The organism is Aeromonas sp. QDB03, from assembly GCF_027707985.1.
Classification (GTDB): domain Bacteria; phylum Pseudomonadota; class Gammaproteobacteria; order Enterobacterales; family Aeromonadaceae; genus Aeromonas; species Aeromonas hydrophila.
Window position 1 is genome coordinate 88,741 of sequence record NZ_JAPCJG010000001.1, and the last position, 17,083, is coordinate 105,823.

At 59.1% G+C, this 17,083-nt stretch carries 13 protein-coding genes; 8 read left to right on the forward strand and 5 right to left on the reverse strand.

Going from position 1 to position 17,083, the window contains the following annotated elements; all coding sequences use genetic code 11:
- Nucleotides 1-49: 49 nt before the first annotated feature.
- From PG900_RS00375 to PG900_RS00390, 4 genes are all read right to left on the reverse strand, one after another.
- Nucleotides 50-1,720, reverse strand: coding sequence for a sensor histidine kinase (locus tag PG900_RS00375; protein ID WP_029300376.1), 1,671 nt, complete (start codon nt 1,718-1,720; stop codon nt 50-52).
- A 353-nt stretch (nt 1,721-2,073) separates the two neighbouring features.
- On the reverse strand, nt 2,074-3,309 hold the full coding sequence (locus tag PG900_RS00380; RefSeq protein ID WP_011706434.1) for an HD-GYP domain-containing protein: 1,236 nt from the start codon (nt 3,307-3,309) through the stop codon (nt 2,074-2,076).
- A gap of 109 nt (nt 3,310-3,418) precedes the next feature.
- Nucleotides 3,419-6,082, reverse strand: a complete 2,664-nt coding sequence (gene adhE, locus PG900_RS00385; RefSeq protein ID WP_016351087.1) for a bifunctional acetaldehyde-CoA/alcohol dehydrogenase — start codon at nt 6,080-6,082, stop codon at nt 3,419-3,421.
- 295 nt (nt 6,083-6,377) lie between these two features.
- Nucleotides 6,378-7,010 carry a 2OG-Fe dioxygenase family protein gene (locus PG900_RS00390; protein WP_264098523.1) on the reverse strand — a complete coding sequence of 211 codons (633 nt, stop codon included), beginning with the start codon at nt 7,008-7,010 and terminating at the stop codon, nt 6,378-6,380.
- Nucleotides 7,011-7,279: 269 nt separating this feature from the next.
- Here PG900_RS00390 and PG900_RS00395 point away from each other — a divergent pair, with 269 nt between their 5' ends.
- The 7 genes from PG900_RS00395 to PG900_RS00425 all read left to right on the forward strand — a co-directional run bounded on the left by PG900_RS00395 (nt 7,280) and on the right by PG900_RS00425 (nt 15,115).
- Nucleotides 7,280-7,915, forward strand: a complete 636-nt coding sequence (locus PG900_RS00395; protein ID WP_016351085.1) for a YchE family NAAT transporter — start codon at nt 7,280-7,282, stop codon at nt 7,913-7,915.
- Nucleotides 7,916-8,194: 279 nt separating this feature from the next.
- Nucleotides 8,195-9,814, forward strand: a complete 1,620-nt coding sequence (locus PG900_RS00400) for an ABC transporter substrate-binding protein (RefSeq protein ID WP_011706430.1) — start codon at nt 8,195-8,197, stop codon at nt 9,812-9,814.
- A 97-nt stretch (nt 9,815-9,911) separates the two neighbouring features.
- Nucleotides 9,912-10,832, forward strand: coding sequence for an oligopeptide ABC transporter permease OppB (oppB, locus tag PG900_RS00405; RefSeq protein WP_011706429.1), 921 nt, complete (start codon nt 9,912-9,914; stop codon nt 10,830-10,832).
- Nucleotides 10,833-10,846: 14 nt separating this feature from the next.
- Entirely contained in the window at nt 10,847-11,758 is a 912-nt protein-coding gene (oppC, locus tag PG900_RS00410; RefSeq protein WP_118880964.1) for an oligopeptide ABC transporter permease OppC, read from the forward strand.
- 141 nt (nt 11,759-11,899) lie between these two features.
- A complete protein-coding gene (locus tag PG900_RS00415) occupies nt 11,900-12,880 on the forward strand; it encodes an ABC transporter ATP-binding protein (RefSeq protein ID WP_041216996.1) in 981 nt (326 codons plus the stop codon).
- The gene (gene oppF / locus PG900_RS00420) at nt 12,881-13,876 is read left to right on the forward strand and encodes a murein tripeptide/oligopeptide ABC transporter ATP binding protein OppF (protein ID WP_011706426.1); all 996 of its coding nucleotides are present in this window, start codon (nt 12,881-12,883) and stop codon (nt 13,874-13,876) included.
- A 294-nt stretch (nt 13,877-14,170) separates the two neighbouring features.
- Entirely contained in the window at nt 14,171-15,115 is a 945-nt protein-coding gene (locus tag PG900_RS00425) for a TerC family protein (RefSeq protein WP_043119135.1), read from the forward strand.
- A 69-nt stretch (nt 15,116-15,184) separates the two neighbouring features.
- Here PG900_RS00425 and alr read toward each other — a convergent pair whose 3' ends face one another.
- Nucleotides 15,185-16,411, reverse strand: coding sequence for an alanine racemase (alr, locus tag PG900_RS00430; protein ID WP_011706424.1), 1,227 nt, complete (start codon nt 16,409-16,411; stop codon nt 15,185-15,187).
- Nucleotides 16,412-16,601: 190 nt separating this feature from the next.
- Here alr and PG900_RS00435 point away from each other — a divergent pair, with 190 nt between their 5' ends.
- Complete coding sequence (locus PG900_RS00435; protein WP_118880966.1) at nt 16,602-17,057, forward strand: methyltransferase family protein; 456 nt, start codon at nt 16,602-16,604, stop codon at nt 17,055-17,057.
- Nucleotides 17,058-17,083: the final 26 nt, after the last annotated feature.

Genomic DNA, 17,083 nt, shown 5'->3' on the forward strand with positions numbered 1-17,083 from the left:
CCTGCGTGGCTGGGGTAGTGAGTGAAGATGGTGTGGGACGGCGGCCGGATCATGGCAATTCCCTTGGCAGGGTGACGGAGACCCGGGTCCAGCAGTCGGGCTCGCAACTGACGCTCAGGCCATAGCGGTTGCCGAAGGCGCTCTTGAGGCGCCGGTCCACCAAGGTCATGCCGAGCCCGTCGCCGGCCGGTTTCTCCTGCCAGGTGCCGGCATTGTCCTCCACGTGGATGGTGACCCGCTCTGCCGTCTGCTCGGTGTAGAGGCGAATGTGCCCCTGCTCCAGCAGGGTGGAGATGCCGTGCTTGATGGCGTTCTCGATGAGGGGCTGCAGGGTGAAGCTCGGTAGCTTGAGGTCGGCGAGGGTCGGCGGGATCTCGTTTTGTACGGTCAGTCGATCGCCAAAGCGGGCCAGCTCGATCTCCAGATAGGATTGGCAGTGCTCCTGCTCCTCCTGCAGAGTGGCCAGGCCGCTCTGGCGCTTGAGGTTCTTGCGAAAGAACAGGGAGAGGTGCAGCAGCAGTTGGCGCGCCCGCTCCGGTTCGCGCCGGGTGATGGCGCTGATGGTGTTGAGGGTGTTGAACAGAAAGTGGGGATTGATCTGGGCCTGCACCAGCTTGAGCTCGGATTGCACCAGCAGTCGCTGCTGCTGCTCCAGCCGGCCGGTCAGCAACTGCTGGGAGAGCAGGTTGGCAATCCCTTCTCCCAGGGTGTGGTTGATCTTGAGAAACAGCCGCTTCTTGGGCTCATAGAGCTTGATGGTGCCGATCACCCCCTCGTCGCCGTGCAGCGGGATCACCAGCACCGAGCCGAGCTGGCACTGGGGCGAGATGCTGCAGCGGTAGGGCTGGCTGTTGCCGTCGGCAAACAGCACCTTGTTGCGGGCGATGGCCTGCATGGTGATGGCCGAGGTGATGGGGGTGCCAGGCTGGTGGTGATCCTCGCCGATGCCGATGAAGGCGAGGATCTTGTCGGTATCCGTGATGGCGACGGCGCCCACCCCGGTCTCCTCCTGGATGATGCGGGCAATCTTGTGGCTGGCCTCTGGGGTGAAGCCCTGGCTCATGATGCCGACGGTGCGGTTGGCGATATTGAGCGCCTTGGCGGAGAAGACCCGGGAGAACTTCTCGTACATCTGCTGCTGGTCGCGGATCATGCTGATGAAGAGCGCGGCGCCGCAGGAGTTGGCCAGGATCATCGGGGTGGCGATGGTACGCACCAGCAGCAGGGATTTATCGAATGGCGTGGCCACCAGCAGGATGATCACCATCTGCATGATCTCGGCGTAGAGGGTGGTGAAGAAGGCGATGCGCGGCTCGAACAGCGCATCCATCTTGCCCGCCCGCATCAGCCGCCAGTGCACCAGCCCGCCCAGCAGCCCCTCGCAGGTGGTGGAGATGGCACAGGCGAGATCGGTGAAGCCGCCCAGGGTATAGCGGTGCAGGCCGCCGGTCAGCCCCACCAGAAAGCCCACCAGCGGCCCCCCCAGCAGCCCGCCCAGCACGGCGCCGACGGCGCGGGTATTGGCGATGGCGTCGTCGATGTCCAGCCCCACGTAGGTGCCGAGAATGCAGAAGCAGGAGAAGGTAATGTAGATGAGCACCTTGTGAGGCAGTCTGACCGAGTAGTTGGCCAGCGGACGCAGCAGCGGACTCTTGGAAAAGAGGTAAGCGATGACCAGGCTGACGCTCATCTGTTGAAGCAGGGAGAGGACCAACTGCATAAAAAACGTTCCTCAGAGTCCGTGCCGAAAAAAGCGGCAACCTTGAATAAATGTGATCAGGATCTTGTTCTGCGGGGCGCCAGGGCGGGATTGCGGCCGCAGTGTGCCAGAAACGTGAAATAAAACCATATTAAATCAGCATGTTAAATTGATATTTGTGTAATCGCCCAAGGGTTGATATTGCTGGATGGAGCATGAATGTATCCGTTGGATACGCCACACGGAGGTGGCATGCTCCGCCCGGCCCCTTGGCTGGGCGTTTTTTATCCATGGTGGATGGCGAACAATTTTGCGGGCAATCGAGTGATTATTCAGGTTTGTCCAATGAGTTATCCCCAGCTTCTGGGGATAACTCAGAAGGCAAAATAGTAACAGAAGCGTCGGGTCAGGTTGAAAAACAGCCGTTGCCCCTCATCCAGCTCTTCCTGCTTGATAAATGATTTGATAGTGCGCTCATCTTCCCGCAGGTCGATCATCGCTACCCCTTCCGGCCGCTGCGCCTTGATGTAGGGCAGCACCTTGGGCTTGAGCGGCATGGTGGGCTCGGTGGAGAGCACCAGCGCCACCGAGTCGTCTGAGAGCATCACCAGCGAACCGGGCGGATAGACCCCCAGCACCTTGATCAGCAGCTTGACCAGATCCTGGTCGAATTTCTTCTGCGACAGCTTGTAGAGCTGGCTGATGGCCTGGCTCGGCGCCGCCGGCGTGGCGCTGTTGCGCGGGTGCAGCAGCTCGTCATAGTAATCCACCAGCCCGATGATCCGCGCCAGCGGCGGGATCTCGCCCCCCTTGATGCCGAGCGGAAAGCCGCTGCCGTCGAGGCGCTCATGATGCAGATGGGCCACCTGGCGGATCTTGGGCTCGAAGGCCTGCAACTGGGTCAGCATCTCCAGCCCGTACTGGGGGTGCATGTTGAGGAAGTTTTGCTCCGACTTGTTGAGCTCCCCCCGTTTCTGGGTGATCTGGGTCGGGATCTTCAGCTCGCCGATGTCGTGCACCAGGCCGGCCAGCCCGGTCTCTTCGATTTCAATGGGGTTCATGCCGAGCTCGCGGGCCATCAGCATGGCGATGAAGGCCACGTTCAGGCTGTGCTGCAGCAGGATGTCGGTGTGCGGGCTGCGAATGAGGTGCAGGCCGAGCGGGCCTTCGTGGGCACTGATGCGGGCGGCGGCGTTGCGTACTATCTGCGCCGTGTTGGCGAGCCCTTCGTCCGGCTTGAGGTTGAGTGCCCCCAGTGCATCGCGCAGCTCGGACATGGATTGGCCGAAGGCCTTGTCGGCGGCGCGCAGGGAGCGGCGAAAGGCTTTCTCATCAAACGGGGCAGGGCCGCTCTCCACCAGCTCTTCGATGATCGAGAGGTCAGGCCCGGCGGAAGGAATGTCACCACGCAAGATGGGTTCGATAGGCAGGTCGCTCTTGTCGGGATCCACCATCAGCAAGCTGAGATCGAGATGGCGAATGATGTCGAGCTGCTGCTGATCCTTGATCTTGAATGCATTGAACATAAAAGGGTGGTTGGTCCATCCCGTGGGGAGATGGATGTAGTGACCTACCCGCAACTGCTCGATGGAGGCTTGTATCAGCGCCATACGCTAGCTCGCATTTCATGAATGCCTATCAACAAGCTAGCAAAATTAAGCAGATAGACAAACAAAAAAGCCCGCGCATGTGCGCGGGCTCTCGAGTCGGTTCAGCTTATCAGGCTTTGGACTTCTTCTTGCCTTCAACCTTGGCTTCTACCTTGGCCGCTACCTGAGCGTCTTCGGTGAAGGGACGGCCGTAGTAGGTGTCCAGCAGGATGGCTTTCAGCTCGCTGATCAGCGGGTAGCGCGGGTTGGCGCCGGTGCACTGGTCATCGAAGGCTTCCACGGCCAGCTGGTCAACCTTGGCCAGGAAGTCAGCTTCAGACACGCCGGCTTCACGGATGGAGGCCGGGATACCCAGAGTGGCTTTCAGCTCATCCAGCCATACCAGCAGCTTCTCGATCTTGGCTGCGGTACGGTCACCGGCGGCAGTCAGACCCAGGTGGTCGGCCACTTCGGCGTAGCGACGACGAGCCTGCGGACGGTCGTACTGGGAGAACGCAGTCTGCTTGGTCGGGTTGTCGTTGGCGTTGTAGCGGATCACGTTGCTGATCAGCAGGGCGTTGGCCAGACCGTGCGGAATGTGGAATTCAGCACCCAGTTTGTGAGCCATGGAGTGGCACACACCCAGGAAGGCGTTGGCGAACGCGATACCGGCGATGGTGGCGGCGTTGTGCACTTTTTCGCGAGCAACCGGGTCGTTGGCACCGTTCTGGTAGCTGGACGGCAGGTACTCTTTGAGCAGTTTCAGGGCTTGCAGCGCCTGACCGTCGGAGTACTCGTTGGCCAGTACGGAAACGTAGGCTTCCATGGCGTGAGTCACGGCATCGATACCGCCGAAGGCACACAGGGATTTGGGCATGCCCATGACCAGGTTGGCATCGACGATGGCCATGTTCGGGGTCAGCTCGTAGTCGGCCAGCGGGTATTTCATGCCGGTGGCGTCGTCGGTCACGACCGCAAACGGAGTCACTTCAGAACCGGTACCGGAAGTGGTGGTGATACAGACCAGTTCGGCCTTCACGCCCATTTTCGGGAACTTGTAGATACGCTTGCGGATGTCCATGAAGCGCATGGCCAGATCTTCGAACGCGGTTTCCGGGTGCTCGTACATCACCCACATGATCTTGGCCGCATCCATCGGTGAACCACCGCCCAGCGCGACGATCACGTCCGGCTTGAAGGAATGGGCCATCTCGGCGCCTTTGCGTACTACAGACAGGGTCGGGTCGGCTTCTACTTCGTAGAACACTTCCACTTCCATCTTCAGGCCCTTGAGCAGACGAACCACTTCGTCGGCGTAGCCGTTGTTGAACAGGAAGCGGTCGGTCACGACCAGTGCGCGTTTTTTACCTTCCAGGTCGCCCAGGGCGATCGGCAGGGAACCACGACGGAAGTAGATGGATTTCGGAAGTTTGTGCCACAGCATATTTTCTGCCCGTTTTGCGACTGTCTTCTTGTTGATCAGGTGCTTGGGACCCACGTTTTCGGAGATGGAGTTACCACCCCAGGAACCGCAACCCAGCGTCAAGGACGGTGCGATGGCAAAGTTGTACAGGTCACCGATACCACCCTGGGTGGTCGGGGTGTTGATCAGGATACGGGCAGTCTTCATCTTGTCGCCGAAGTACTTGATGCGGTCGGCGTTACGATCCTGGTCGGTGTACAGACCGGAGGTGTGGCCGATACCGCCCAGGTTGACCATGGTGCAGGCCATTTCGACGGCTTCTTCGAAGTTCTTGGCACGGAACATACCCAGAGTCGGGGAGAGTTTCTCGTGAGCGAACTCTTCCTCTTCACACACTTCCAGACCTTCACCGATGAGGATCTTGGTGGTGGGGGGCACGGTCACGCCAGACATTTCGGCGATCTTGGTAGCTGGCTGGCCCACGATGTTGGCGTTCATGGCACCGTTGATCAGGATGACCTTGCGGACCTTGTCAGCTTCTTCTTTGGTCAGCACATAACCGTTGTGAGTAGCAAAACGCTCTTTCACCTGGTCATAGATGGAGTCAACCACGATAACGGCTTGCTCGGAGGCACAGACTACGCCGTTGTCGAAGGTTTTGGACATCAGGATGGAGGCGACAGCACGCTTCACATCGGCAGTTTCGTCGATAACAACAGGCACGTTACCGGCACCTACACCGATAGCCGGCTTACCGGAGGAGTAAGCTGCTTTAACCATGCCCGGGCCACCGGTGGCCAGGATCAGGTTGATGTCGTTGTGCTTCATCAGGGCGTTGGACAGTTCAACGGTCGGTTGATCGATCCAGCCGATGATGTCTTTCGGTGCACCGGCGGCAATGGCTGCATCCAGTACCAGCTTGGCAGCGGTATTGGTGGAGTTCTTGGCACGGGGGTGCGGGGAGAAGATTATGGCGTTGCGGGTCTTCAGGGAGATCAGGGATTTGAAGATCGCAGTGGAAGTCGGGTTGGTGGTCGGAACGATACCGCAGATGATACCTACCGGCTCGGCGATGGTGATGGTACCCATCTCGTCATCTTCACTGAGGATGCCGCAGGTCTTCTCTTCTTTGTACTTGTTGTAGATGTATTCGGAGGCGAAGTGGTTCTTGATAACCTTGTCTTCGATGATACCCATACCGGACTCTTCCACGGCCATTTGGGCCAGGGGGATACGGGCATTGCTGGCGGCCAGGGCGGCGGCACGGAAGATCTTGTCTACCTGCTCTTGTGAGAAGCTGGCGAATTCACGCTGGGCTTCTTTAACGCGGGCGACCAGTGCATCCAGTTCAGCCATATTGGTTACTGCCATGTTTATCTCCTGATGATTTGAAAACTGTTTAGTAAGACGTTGGCAATGCCCGGCAATTATAGATGCCCTGTCAAGAACAGAATCACCACAACGGGGTATTTACATGCCTTACTAAATCGCTTTCTGAGTCGATTATAGAGCGGGGCTGACTCAGAAAAACTTGATCTGGATCATGTGTAACAAAAGAACAAAAGAAATTTTGTTTCACAATACATGTTTGCCAGATGTTGCGCAGTTGTTGAGTGGGCCAGAAGCGGGATGAATGGGGCGTGAACAGGGGCTCACGCCCCATTTTTCAAGCAGTTAGCACGACTACGTCCCAGTGTCCCCGGTGCGGACCCTGGGGCAGTATGGGGGCGGCATTGTGATAGAAACGGCGATCATCCAGGATTAGATACTCGCCAGCGTTTAATTGTTGTTGAAAAAATGGTTGTTCTTTTAATCCATGATAGAGCTGCAAGGCGCCGCCGCTGACCCCGTCACTGCCACAAAAGAACACCCCGATGAAATCAAAGCCGTCCTGATGCACGCCTTCCGGGGCGGGCGGCACGCTTTCACCTTCGCCGGTGACGATGCGCATCTGGTGAATGCCGATGGCTTGGCCATCCGCCAGCCGGGTATGGCGGGCAAAGCGGGCCAGCATCAGCTGAAAGGTGGGGTGGGCGACGAAGGCGGGATCCAGCTCGGCATAGGTTCTGGGCACGTCCCCCAAAAACTTGTTGATGGCGGCCGCCTGAAAGAAGACGCCGTTGTCGAGGGGATAAAAGCGGCTGCCCTCTTTTTCAACCCGGCCGTAACGGCGTTCGCGAAAGCGGCCCTGGATGTAGGGATCAACCGGCAGCCGGTCGAAGAAGCCCAGCAGCGGGGCGACACTGCCAGTGGGCAGTGAATCCAGATGCCATTGCAACTTGATGTCCGTATCAATCATTACAAAATCCTTTTTTACGAAGATGAAATGTTGCGCCAAAACTCCGTGGCCGCATAAAACTCGAAGTGATTTTATCAGAGTGTTAAATGGCGACAATCTTTATTAACAACTAGATGTGTTGAATTTCGTCGTGACATTAGAGGAACTAACTGAAAAGCCACGGAAAGGGTGAGATTATTTGATTGGTGAAGGTTTCGGCCATGGTGTAAATTTACGCACGGTTTATCGGGGTGGCCCGCAGGGCCTCGTTCTACTTCTGGATGGCGCCTATGGCAGCAATTGACGTCTCTTTATATCTGAAGTTTTTCATCGGTTTGTTTGCGATCATCAACCCGCTCGGCCTGTTGCCGGTGTTTGTCAGCCTGACCAGCCATCAAACGCCGGAAGAGCGGATGAAGACCAACACCACCGCCAACATTGCGGTGATGATCATCCTGCTGGTCTCCATGTACATGGGGCAGCTGATCCTCGATGGTTTCGGCATCTCGCTGGCGTCGTTTCGCATTGCCGGCGGCTCGCTCATCACCCTGATCGCCTGGTCCATGCTGCAGGGCAAGCTGGGGGAGGTGAAGCACAACAAGCAGGAGAAAGGGGAGCTCGCCGCGCGGGAATCTGTCGCTGTGGTGCCGCTGGCGCTGCCGCTGATGGCCGGCCCCGGCGCCATCTCTTCCTCTATTGTCTATGCCAGCCAGAGCACCTGGTCCCAGATGCTGGGGATGTCGGTGGTAGTGATGGTGTTTGCCTTCTGCTCCTGGCTCATCTTCCGCGCCGCCCCCCTGCTGTTCAAGGTGATGGGCAACACCGGCATCAACGTGGTCACCCGGATCATGGGTCTCATCATGATGTCGCTTGGCATCGAGATCATGGTGGCGGGGATCAAGGGGGTCTTCCCCGGATTGATGTGATTCAGGTCTGTTTTGTTGGAGCCGGTCCTCGTGACCGGCTTTTTATTGTTTCTTTTTTGTTGGTCATTTCCTAGAATCGAGCGGGTTTGTATAAAAAACGTCCATCACGCGATATTTAAATTCTGAATAATTGGTTAAAAGCTGCTTTTTTGACCATGAAGTCCAGTCCTGCCTGACAATATCTATTGCATTATCAGAAATGTCAGGGAATTATGCTGGCAGCGGGGTACTTGTCCCGTTGATGGAAAATTGCATGGAATGTTCTTGTGGAGTATGGAAATGACTCATAAAAAAACAATGATTAATACCCTCTTGGTGGCAGCACTGTTCGGCGGTGTCAACGCGGCACAAGCCGCCGATGTTCCCGCAGGTACCAAACTGGCTGACGTTCAGCAGCTGGTAAAAGGCAATGGCTCCGAGCCTGCCACTCTCGACCCGCATAAAACCGAAGGAACGGTTGAATCCAATATTCTGCGTGACCTGTTCGAAGGTCTCGTTGCCTCCGGCCCCAAAGGGGAAGTGCTTCCCGCCATGGCCGAGTCCTGGGAAACCAAGGACAACAAACACTTCGTGTTCCACCTGCGCAAAGATGCCAAGTGGTCCAACGGGGATCCCGTGACAGCCCACGATTTCGAGTTCGCCTTCAAGCGGGCCGTGGATCCCAAGACGGCGTCTCCCTACTCCTGGTATCTGGAGATCCCGACCATCGTCAATGCCAGCGAGATCATCGCCGGCAAGAAAGCGGCCGACACCCTGGGCGTGAAGGCAGTGGACGACTACACCTTCGAGGTGCAGCTGGAGAAGGCGGTGCCTTACTTCGTCAGCATGCTCTCCCACACCACCACCTACCCGGTGCCGAAGAAGGTGATCGAGAAGTTCGGTGACAAGTGGACCCAGCCTGGCAACATGGTCTCCAACGGTGCCTATGTGCTGAAGGATTGGGTGGTCAACGAGCGCGTCGACGTCGAGCGCAACCCGAACTACTGGAACAACGCCAAGACCGTCATCAACAAGGTGACCTATCTGCCGATCCAGTCCACCAACGCCGAGCTGAACCGCTATCTGGCTGGCGAAGTGGATCTCACCTACAACATGCCCATCGAGCGCTTCAAGCAGATGAAGAAAGAGCTGCCGAACGAGGTGAAGGTGAGCGGCTATGTCGGTACCTACTACTACCAGTACAACTTCAAGCACAAGCCGTTTGATGACGTGCGGGTGCGTACCGCCCTCTCTTATGCCATCGACCGCAACGTGATCGCCGACAAGGTGATGGGCAAGGGCGAGACTCCGGGCTACACCCTGGTGCCTGATTTCGTGGACGGCTTCAAGCCGGTGGCGCCGGCCTGGTCCAAGCTGACCCAGGCAGAGCGTGATGCCAAGGCGAAAGAGCTGCTGACCGAAGCCGGTTTCGGCCCGGGCAAACCGCTCAAGTTCGAGCTGCTCTACAACACCGACGACAACCACAAGAAAGTGGCGGTTGCCGTGGCTTCCATGTGGAAGAAGCTGGGCGTGCAGGTGAGCCTGGTCAACCAGGAATGGAAAACCTACCTGGAAACCAAGAAGCAGGGTCAGTTTGATGTGGGTCGTGCCGGCTGGATCGCCGACTACAACGAAGCCTCTTCCATGCTGGATCTGATGCAGACCACCCACGGCAACAACGACGGCAAATACTCCAACCCGGCGTTTGACAAGCTGATGAACGAGTCGCGCAATCAGGTGGATGCCGATGCCCGCAACAAGCTCTATGTGCAGGCTGAAGAGATCCTGGCCAAGGACATGCCGATCGCTCCCATCTATCAGTACGTGACCTCCCGCATGGTCAAGTCCTACGTGGGCGGCTACCCGGCCAACCCGCTGGACAACCTCTACAGCAAAGACATGTACATCATTGCTCACTGAGTAAAGTAACACGTCGCATAACAAAGCAGGCCCGCCGGATGGCGGGCCTTTATTACAACCGCGACCCTTTGGAAGCAGTACAGGACAGGAATTGTCTATGTTGAAATTCATTTTTAAACGTCTACTGGAAGCGATCCCGACTCTGCTGGTCTTGATCACCGTCTCCTTCTTCATGATGCGTTTCGCGCCGGGCAACCCCTTCACCAGCGAACGCTCCCTGCCGCCGGAAGTACTGGCCAACATCGAAGCCAAATATGGCCTCGACAAGCCCATCGGCGTGCAATACCTCACCTATCTGGGCAACCTTGTGCAGGGCGACCTCGGTCCCTCCTTCAAATACAAGGACTTCACCGTCAACGATCTGGTGAGCCAGGCGCTGCCGGTATCGGCCAAGATTGGCTCCTTCGCCTTTCTGTTCGCGGTGACACTGGGGGTCACCTTCGGCACCATTGCCGCCTTGAAACAGAATACCGTCATCGACTACCTGTTGATGTCGTCGGCCATGGCCGGGGTGGTGATCCCGGGCTTTGTGCTGGCCCCCTTGCTGGTGTTGCTGTTCAGTATCCATCTCGGCTGGTTCCCGGCCGGTGGCTGGCAGGGCGGCGGGGTGCAATTCATGGTGCTGCCGGTGTTCGGCATGATGATGTACTACATCTCCGCCATCTCGCGGATCATGCGGGGCAGCATGATCGAGACCATGAACTCCAACTTCATCCGTACCGCCCGCGCCAAGGGCTTGCCGCTGCGCCACATCATCCTCAAACACGCGCTGCGTCCGGCCATGCTGCCGGTGGTCTCCTATCTGGGACCGGCGTTCGTGGGCATCATCACGGGTTCCGTGGTGATCGAGACCATCTTCGGCCTGCCGGGGATTGGCCAGCTGTTCGTCAACGGTGCCCTCAACCGTGATTACTCCATGGTGCTCGGTCTGACCATTCTGGTCGGCGCCCTCACCATCACCTTTAACGCCGTGGTCGATATTCTCTATGCCTTTATCGATCCCAAGATCCGTTACTAAGTCGGGAGTACATCATGGTTGTCACAACTGAAAAACGCGAAGCCGTCGAGGCGTTCGCCCAGCAAGTGGAAGTGGTGGAAGGACGCTCCCTGTGGAAGGATGCCCGTCGCCGTTTCCTGCGCAACAAGGCCGCGCTCACCAGCCTCATCATCCTGACCATCATAGGTCTGTCGGTGATCGTGGGGCCGCATCTGTCCCAATACACCTTCGACGATCCTGACTGGGGCGCTATGCAGGCGGCTCCGGATATGGAAACCGGCCACTGGTTCGGCACCGACAGCCTGGGGCGCGATCTGTTCGTGCGCACCCTGCTCGGCGGGCGCATCTCGCTGATGGTCGGCATCATGGGCGCCATGGTGGCCGTCATCATCGGCACCCTCTACGGCGCGGCCTCTGGCTTCATCGGCGGTCGGGTCGACAGTCTGATGATGCGGGTGCTTGAGATCCTCAACGCCTTCCCCTTCATGTTCTTCGTGATCATGCTGGTGACCTTCTTCGGCCGCAACCTGGCGCTCATCTTCATCGCCATCGGTGCGGTGAGCTGGCTCGACATGGCGCGGATCGTGCGAGGCCAGACCCTGAGCCTCAAGAGCAAGGAGTTCATCGAGGCGGCTCACGTCTGCGGCGTCTCCAAGTGGAAGATCATCACCCGTCACATCGTGCCGAACGTGCTGGGTATTGTGGCGGTCTACGCCACCCTGCTGGTGCCGGGCATGATCATGTTCGAATCCTTCCTGAGCTTCCTGGGGCTGGGCGTACAAGAGCCCATGACCAGCTGGGGCGCTCTGCTGGATGAAGGCTCCAAGTCGATGGAAGTGGCCATCTGGCAACTCCTGTTCCCCGCCGGTTTCATGGTGGTGACCCTGTTTTGCTTCAACTTCCTCGGGGATGGTCTGCGTGACGCCCTCGATCCGAAAGATCGCTGAGAAAGCGGCGAAAGATCGCTGATAGAACGGCGAGGAAGCGCTGAAACAACGCGCCGAAGGGCCGCAGAGTGCGGCTCAATCGGGCGGATAGCGCATCGGATCGACAGGAAAACGTCACGAAAGATCGATAAGGAGTTTTTTATGAAATTACTGGATGTAAAAGATCTGCGGGTCGAGTTCAAGACCCCGGACGGCAATGTGGTGGCGGTCAACGACCTCAACTTCTCCCTCGCTGCGGGCGAGACCCTGGGGATCGTCGGCGAGTCCGGTTCGGGCAAATCCCAGACCGCGTTCGCCATCATGGGGCTGCTGGCCAAGAACGGTGTCATCACCGGCTCGGCCAAATTTCAGGGCGACGAGATCCTCAACCTCCCCGAGCACAAGCTCAACAAGATCCGCTCCGAGAAGATCGCCATGATCTTCCAGGACCCCATGACCTCGCTCAACCCCTACATGAAGGTGAAGGATCAGCTGATGGAAGTGCTGATGCTGCACAAGGGCGTCAGCAAGGCCGAAGCGTTCGAAGAGTCGGTGCGCATGCTGGACGCGGTCAAGATCCCGGAAGCGCGTAAGCGGATGGGGATGTATCCCCACGAGTTCTCCGGTGGCATGCGCCAGCGGGTGATGATCGCCATGGCGCTGTTGTGCCGGCCGCAACTGCTCATCGCCGACGAGCCGACCACCGCGCTGGACGTGACCGTGCAGGCCCAGATCATGACCCTGATGAACGAGCTCAAGCGCGAGTTCAATACCGCCATCATCATGATCACCCACGATCTGGGCGTGGTGGCGGGGATCTGCGACAAGGTGCTGGTGATGTATGCCGGCCGCACCATGGAGTACGGCAAGGTCAACGATATCTTCTATCGCCCGAGCCACCCCTATACCGAGGGCTTGTTGCGCGCCATTCCCCGCCTCGACACCGAAGGGGAAGAGCTGCCCACCATCCCGGGCAATCCGCCCAACCTGCTGCGTCTGCCCACCGGCTGCCCCTTCCAGGAGCGCTGCCACCGAGTGAGCGAGATTTGCGGCCAGCAGTCACCGATCCTGACGCCGTTCAACGACGGCCGGGAGCGGGCCTGCCACTGGGTATCGGATGCCATGATCAAGGGAGTGAACTAAATGGGGACTGACAAGAAACTGCTGCTGGAAGTGTCTGACCTCAAGGTCCACTTCAGCATCAAGAGTGATAAGGCCTGGCCCTGGGCCAAACCCTCCGCCCTGAAGGCGGTGGACGGGGTGACCCTGCGCCTGTACGAAGGGGAGACCCTCGGTGTGGTGGGGGAGTCGGGCTGTGGCAAATCCACCTTTGCCCGGGCGCTGATCGGCCTGGTGCCGGCCACCGACGGCAAGGTGGTGTGGCTGGGCAACGATCTGACCAAGCTCGACCAGAAGGCGCTGCGCGAGAAGCGCAAAGAGATCCAGATGATCTTCCAGGATCCGCTGGCCTCCCTCAACCCGCGCATGACCATCGGCGACATCATCGCCGAGCCGCTCATCACCTTCTATCCCGACCTCTCCCGAGATCAGGTGAAGGAGAAGGTGCGGGCCATGATGAGCAAGGTGGGGCTCTTGCCCAACCTGGTCAACCGCTACCCCCATGAGTTCTCCGGCGGTCAGTGCCAGCGCATCGGTATCGCCCGGGCGCTGATCCTCGAGCCCAAGATGATCATCTGTGACGAGCCGGTGTCGGCGCTGGACGTCTCCATTCAGGCGCAGGTAGTCAACCTGCTCAAGGCTATCCAGAAGGAGATGGGGCTGTCGCTCATCTTCATCGCCCACGACTTGTCGGTGGTCAAGCACATTTCGGATCGGGTACTGGTGATGTATCTGGGCAATGCGGTGGAGCTGGGGACCCGCAAGGAGATCTTCGCCAACCCCTTGCACCCCTATACCAAGGCGCTGATGTCGGCCGTGCCCATTCCGGATCCGGACCTGGAGCGCAGCAAGACCATCCAGATCCTGGAGGGGGATTTGCCATCGCCGATGAACCCGCCGTCAGGCTGCGTGTTCCGTACCCGCTGCCCGGTGGCCGGCCCTGAGTGTGCCAAGACCCGGCCGCAGCTCGAGGGCAACTTCGACCATGCGGTCTCCTGCCTCAAGGCGGATCCGCTCTGAGGATGAACAGGCAGAACAGGGCGCCCGGGTGGCGCCCTGTTTTTTTGCAGCCGGCATGAAGATGCCTCTTGGCGTTATCTTTTTCCGCTGTTACTATCCGCGCAACAAGGGGAGTAACTTCTCGCCGGTTTGTCGTCATTACGGTGCACCCATATCCTGCAGTGCACCCGGCAGCCGGGCAGTTGACGCAAGTCGGCTGTAAGTGAGACCTTGCCGAGAGGCAAGGTGTATCTGCTCCAAACGCAAACCCACGCCTCTCGGTCGTGGGTTTTGTCGTTTTTGGGAGAAGTGAACATGGGTGAATGGTGGATGTGGGCCGGTTTCTTCAGCATAGTGCTGGTCCTGTTATGGATTGATATCCGCTTTGTCGGCGGCGGCAAGGCGCACAAGGTGTCGCTCAAAGAGGCAGGGATCTGGTCCCTCATCTGGATCAGCGTGGCGCTCTTGTTCAACCTGGCCATCTGGTTCTGGCTGGATCACAGCGCAGGCCGTGAAATTGCCAACCAGAAGGGGCTGGAATTCCTCACCGGCTACCTCATCGAGAAGGCGCTGGCGGTGGACAACGTCTTCGTCTGGCTGATGCTGTTCGGCTACTTTGCCATTCCGGCCGAGCTGCAGCGCCGGGTCCTGCTGTACGGGGTACTGGGTGCCATCGTGATGCGGGCCGGCATGGTGTTCGCGGGCAGCTGGCTCATCGAGCAGTTCCACTGGATCCTCTACCTGTTCGGTGCCTTCCTGCTGCTGACCGGGGTCAAGATGCTGTGGGCGGCCGACAAGGAGCCGGATCTCGCCAACAACCCGCTGCTGGGCTGGATGCGCCGCCGCTTCAAGGTGACGGAGACGCTGGAGGGGGAGAACTTCTTCGTCTGGCGTGACGGTGTGCGCTATGCCACCCCGTTGCTGCTGATCCTGGTGCTGGTGGAGGTGAGCGATCTCATCTTCGCGGTGGACAGCATCCCGGCCATCTTCGCGGTGACCACGGATCCCTTCATCGTGCTGACCTCCAACATCTTCGCCATCATGGGTCTGCGTGCCATGTACTTCCTGCTGGCCGGCGTGGCCGAGCGCTTCGCCCTGCTCAAATACGGCCTGGCGCTGATCCTGATGTTCATCGGGGTCAAGATGCTGCTGCTGGATATCTTCAAGATCCCCACCGGCATTGCACTCGGCGTGGTCGCGCTGATCCTGCTGGCCTCCATGGGGCTGAGCCTCTGGGTGACCCGCAAGAAAGCCGCTTGAACGCGGCAGACTATAAAGCACTGACAACAAGGGCTCCCGCGGGAGCCCTTTTTTATGGCAAAGACTGGCTTAGCGCTTGATCTTCTTGGGGTTGGTGTAGCCCCAGATGGTATACATGTCCGCCAGCAGGGCGCCGTTGTACTCCTCGAGATCCGCCTGTTTCACCTCGGCTTCACCCTGGCGGCCGAACAGCACCACCTCGTCACCGGGTTTGACCCCCTTGAGGTCAGTGACGTCCACCATGATGGTGTTCATGGAGGTCTTGCCCACCACCGGTACTTTCTGGCCCTGGATCAGCACATAGGCCTTGTTGCTCAGCGCCCGGCGATAGCCGTCGGAGTAGCCCAGCGGCAGGTTGGCGAGCCAGGAGTCGCGCTTGAGGGTGAAGGTGCGGTCATAACCGACGGTGTTGCCGGCCGGGTAGTGGTTGACGGAGGCAACCTGGGTCTTGAACGCCATTACCCGCTTGTACTCGGTGTAGGAGGGGATGGAGTCACCGTACAGCAGGCCGCCCGGGCGCACCATGTCGAAGTAGGCGTCCGGCACTTCCAGGGTGGCGAAGGAGTTGGCGGCGTGGATGGTGATCTTGCTGCGATCCAGCTTGCCCGCTTCCAGCAGCCACTGGGAGTCCAGCTTGAACTGGGCCAGCCCCATCTTGACGTCCTCTTTCTCCTCCACCGGGAAGTGGGTCATGATGCCGACCGGGGTGATCCCCTTGAGCTTGAGCATGGCCAGCGCGTCTTCCTTGGAATCAGCCAGCCGCAGATCGATGCCGTTGCGGCTCATGCCGGCGGAGTTGAGCGCGATGTGCACCGGGATATTGGTGTGGTGGCGCTGGGCGATGTCGGCGATGCCCTGGGCACTCACCAGGCTGCCGATGAGCTCTTCCATCTTGTAGGGCAGGGCCTGTTCCACTTCGGCCGGGGTGGCGGCACGTACCCGCATCAGGCGGCCGGTGAAGCCTTTCTCACGGGCCACGCGGGCCTCTTCATTGCTGGCGATGCCGATGCAGGGGATGCCGGCCTTGACCACCGAGGGGACCAGCAGGTCGATGCCGTGGCCGTAGGCGTCGGCCTTCATGATGGCGCAGATCTTCGGCCCTTTGTCACCGAGGCGATCCTTGAGGGTCTGGATGTTGTGCTCGAAGGCGCCGAGATCGACTTCCAGCCAGGCATTGCTGGCGGTCTGCACTTCGCCGTTGCGATGATCGCTGGCCAGCGGCAGGTAAGGGGCCGCGACGGCCTGACCGGCCAGCAGGCCCAGGATCAGTGTGGCCAGCAGTGTCTTCTTGTGCATGGGGTGGTTCCTTTTTTATTGTTTGGGTTGAGGTGCATGACGGCCGCTAGGAGGCCGTTTTCACGCAGATGGGATAAAGTGTAGCCAAGGCATTGTTATTGTTATGAACTTTGACAATTTTCCAGGGCGCTATTCCCGTTGGGAAGTGTAACGCAAGGTGCCGATCGTGGCACCCTCCAGGAGTCAATAGATGATGAGTCTTGAGTGTCGGGTGCCACCGCTGCTGCTGTTTGGCCTGATCGTGGCGGCCATGCTGGGGTGGGGGGGCGCCGCCGAGAGCGGGAGTGGCGCCGGTTGGCGGCTGGCCGCTCTGTTGCTGGCGGTGCTGGGCACTGTGTTTGGCTTGGGGGGCGTGCTGCGCTTTCGCCGCCAGGGCACCACGGTGACGCCGTTGCACCCCGAGCAGGCCAGTGCGCTGGTAACGGGCGGGCTCTATCGCCTCAGCCGCAATCCCATGTACCTGGGGCTGCTCTGCTGGACGATGGCGCTGGCCTGTTATCTGGGTGGGCTGTGGGTGTGGCTCGGTCCGCTGCTGCTGTGGGGCTGGCTCAGTCGCTGGCAGATAGTGCCGGAGGAGCGGGCGCTGCAGGCCCGCTTTGGCGATGGCTATGCTGATTATTGCCGGCGGGTGAGGCGTTGGTGCTGAGCCTTGCCGTGTCGCCATGAGACATA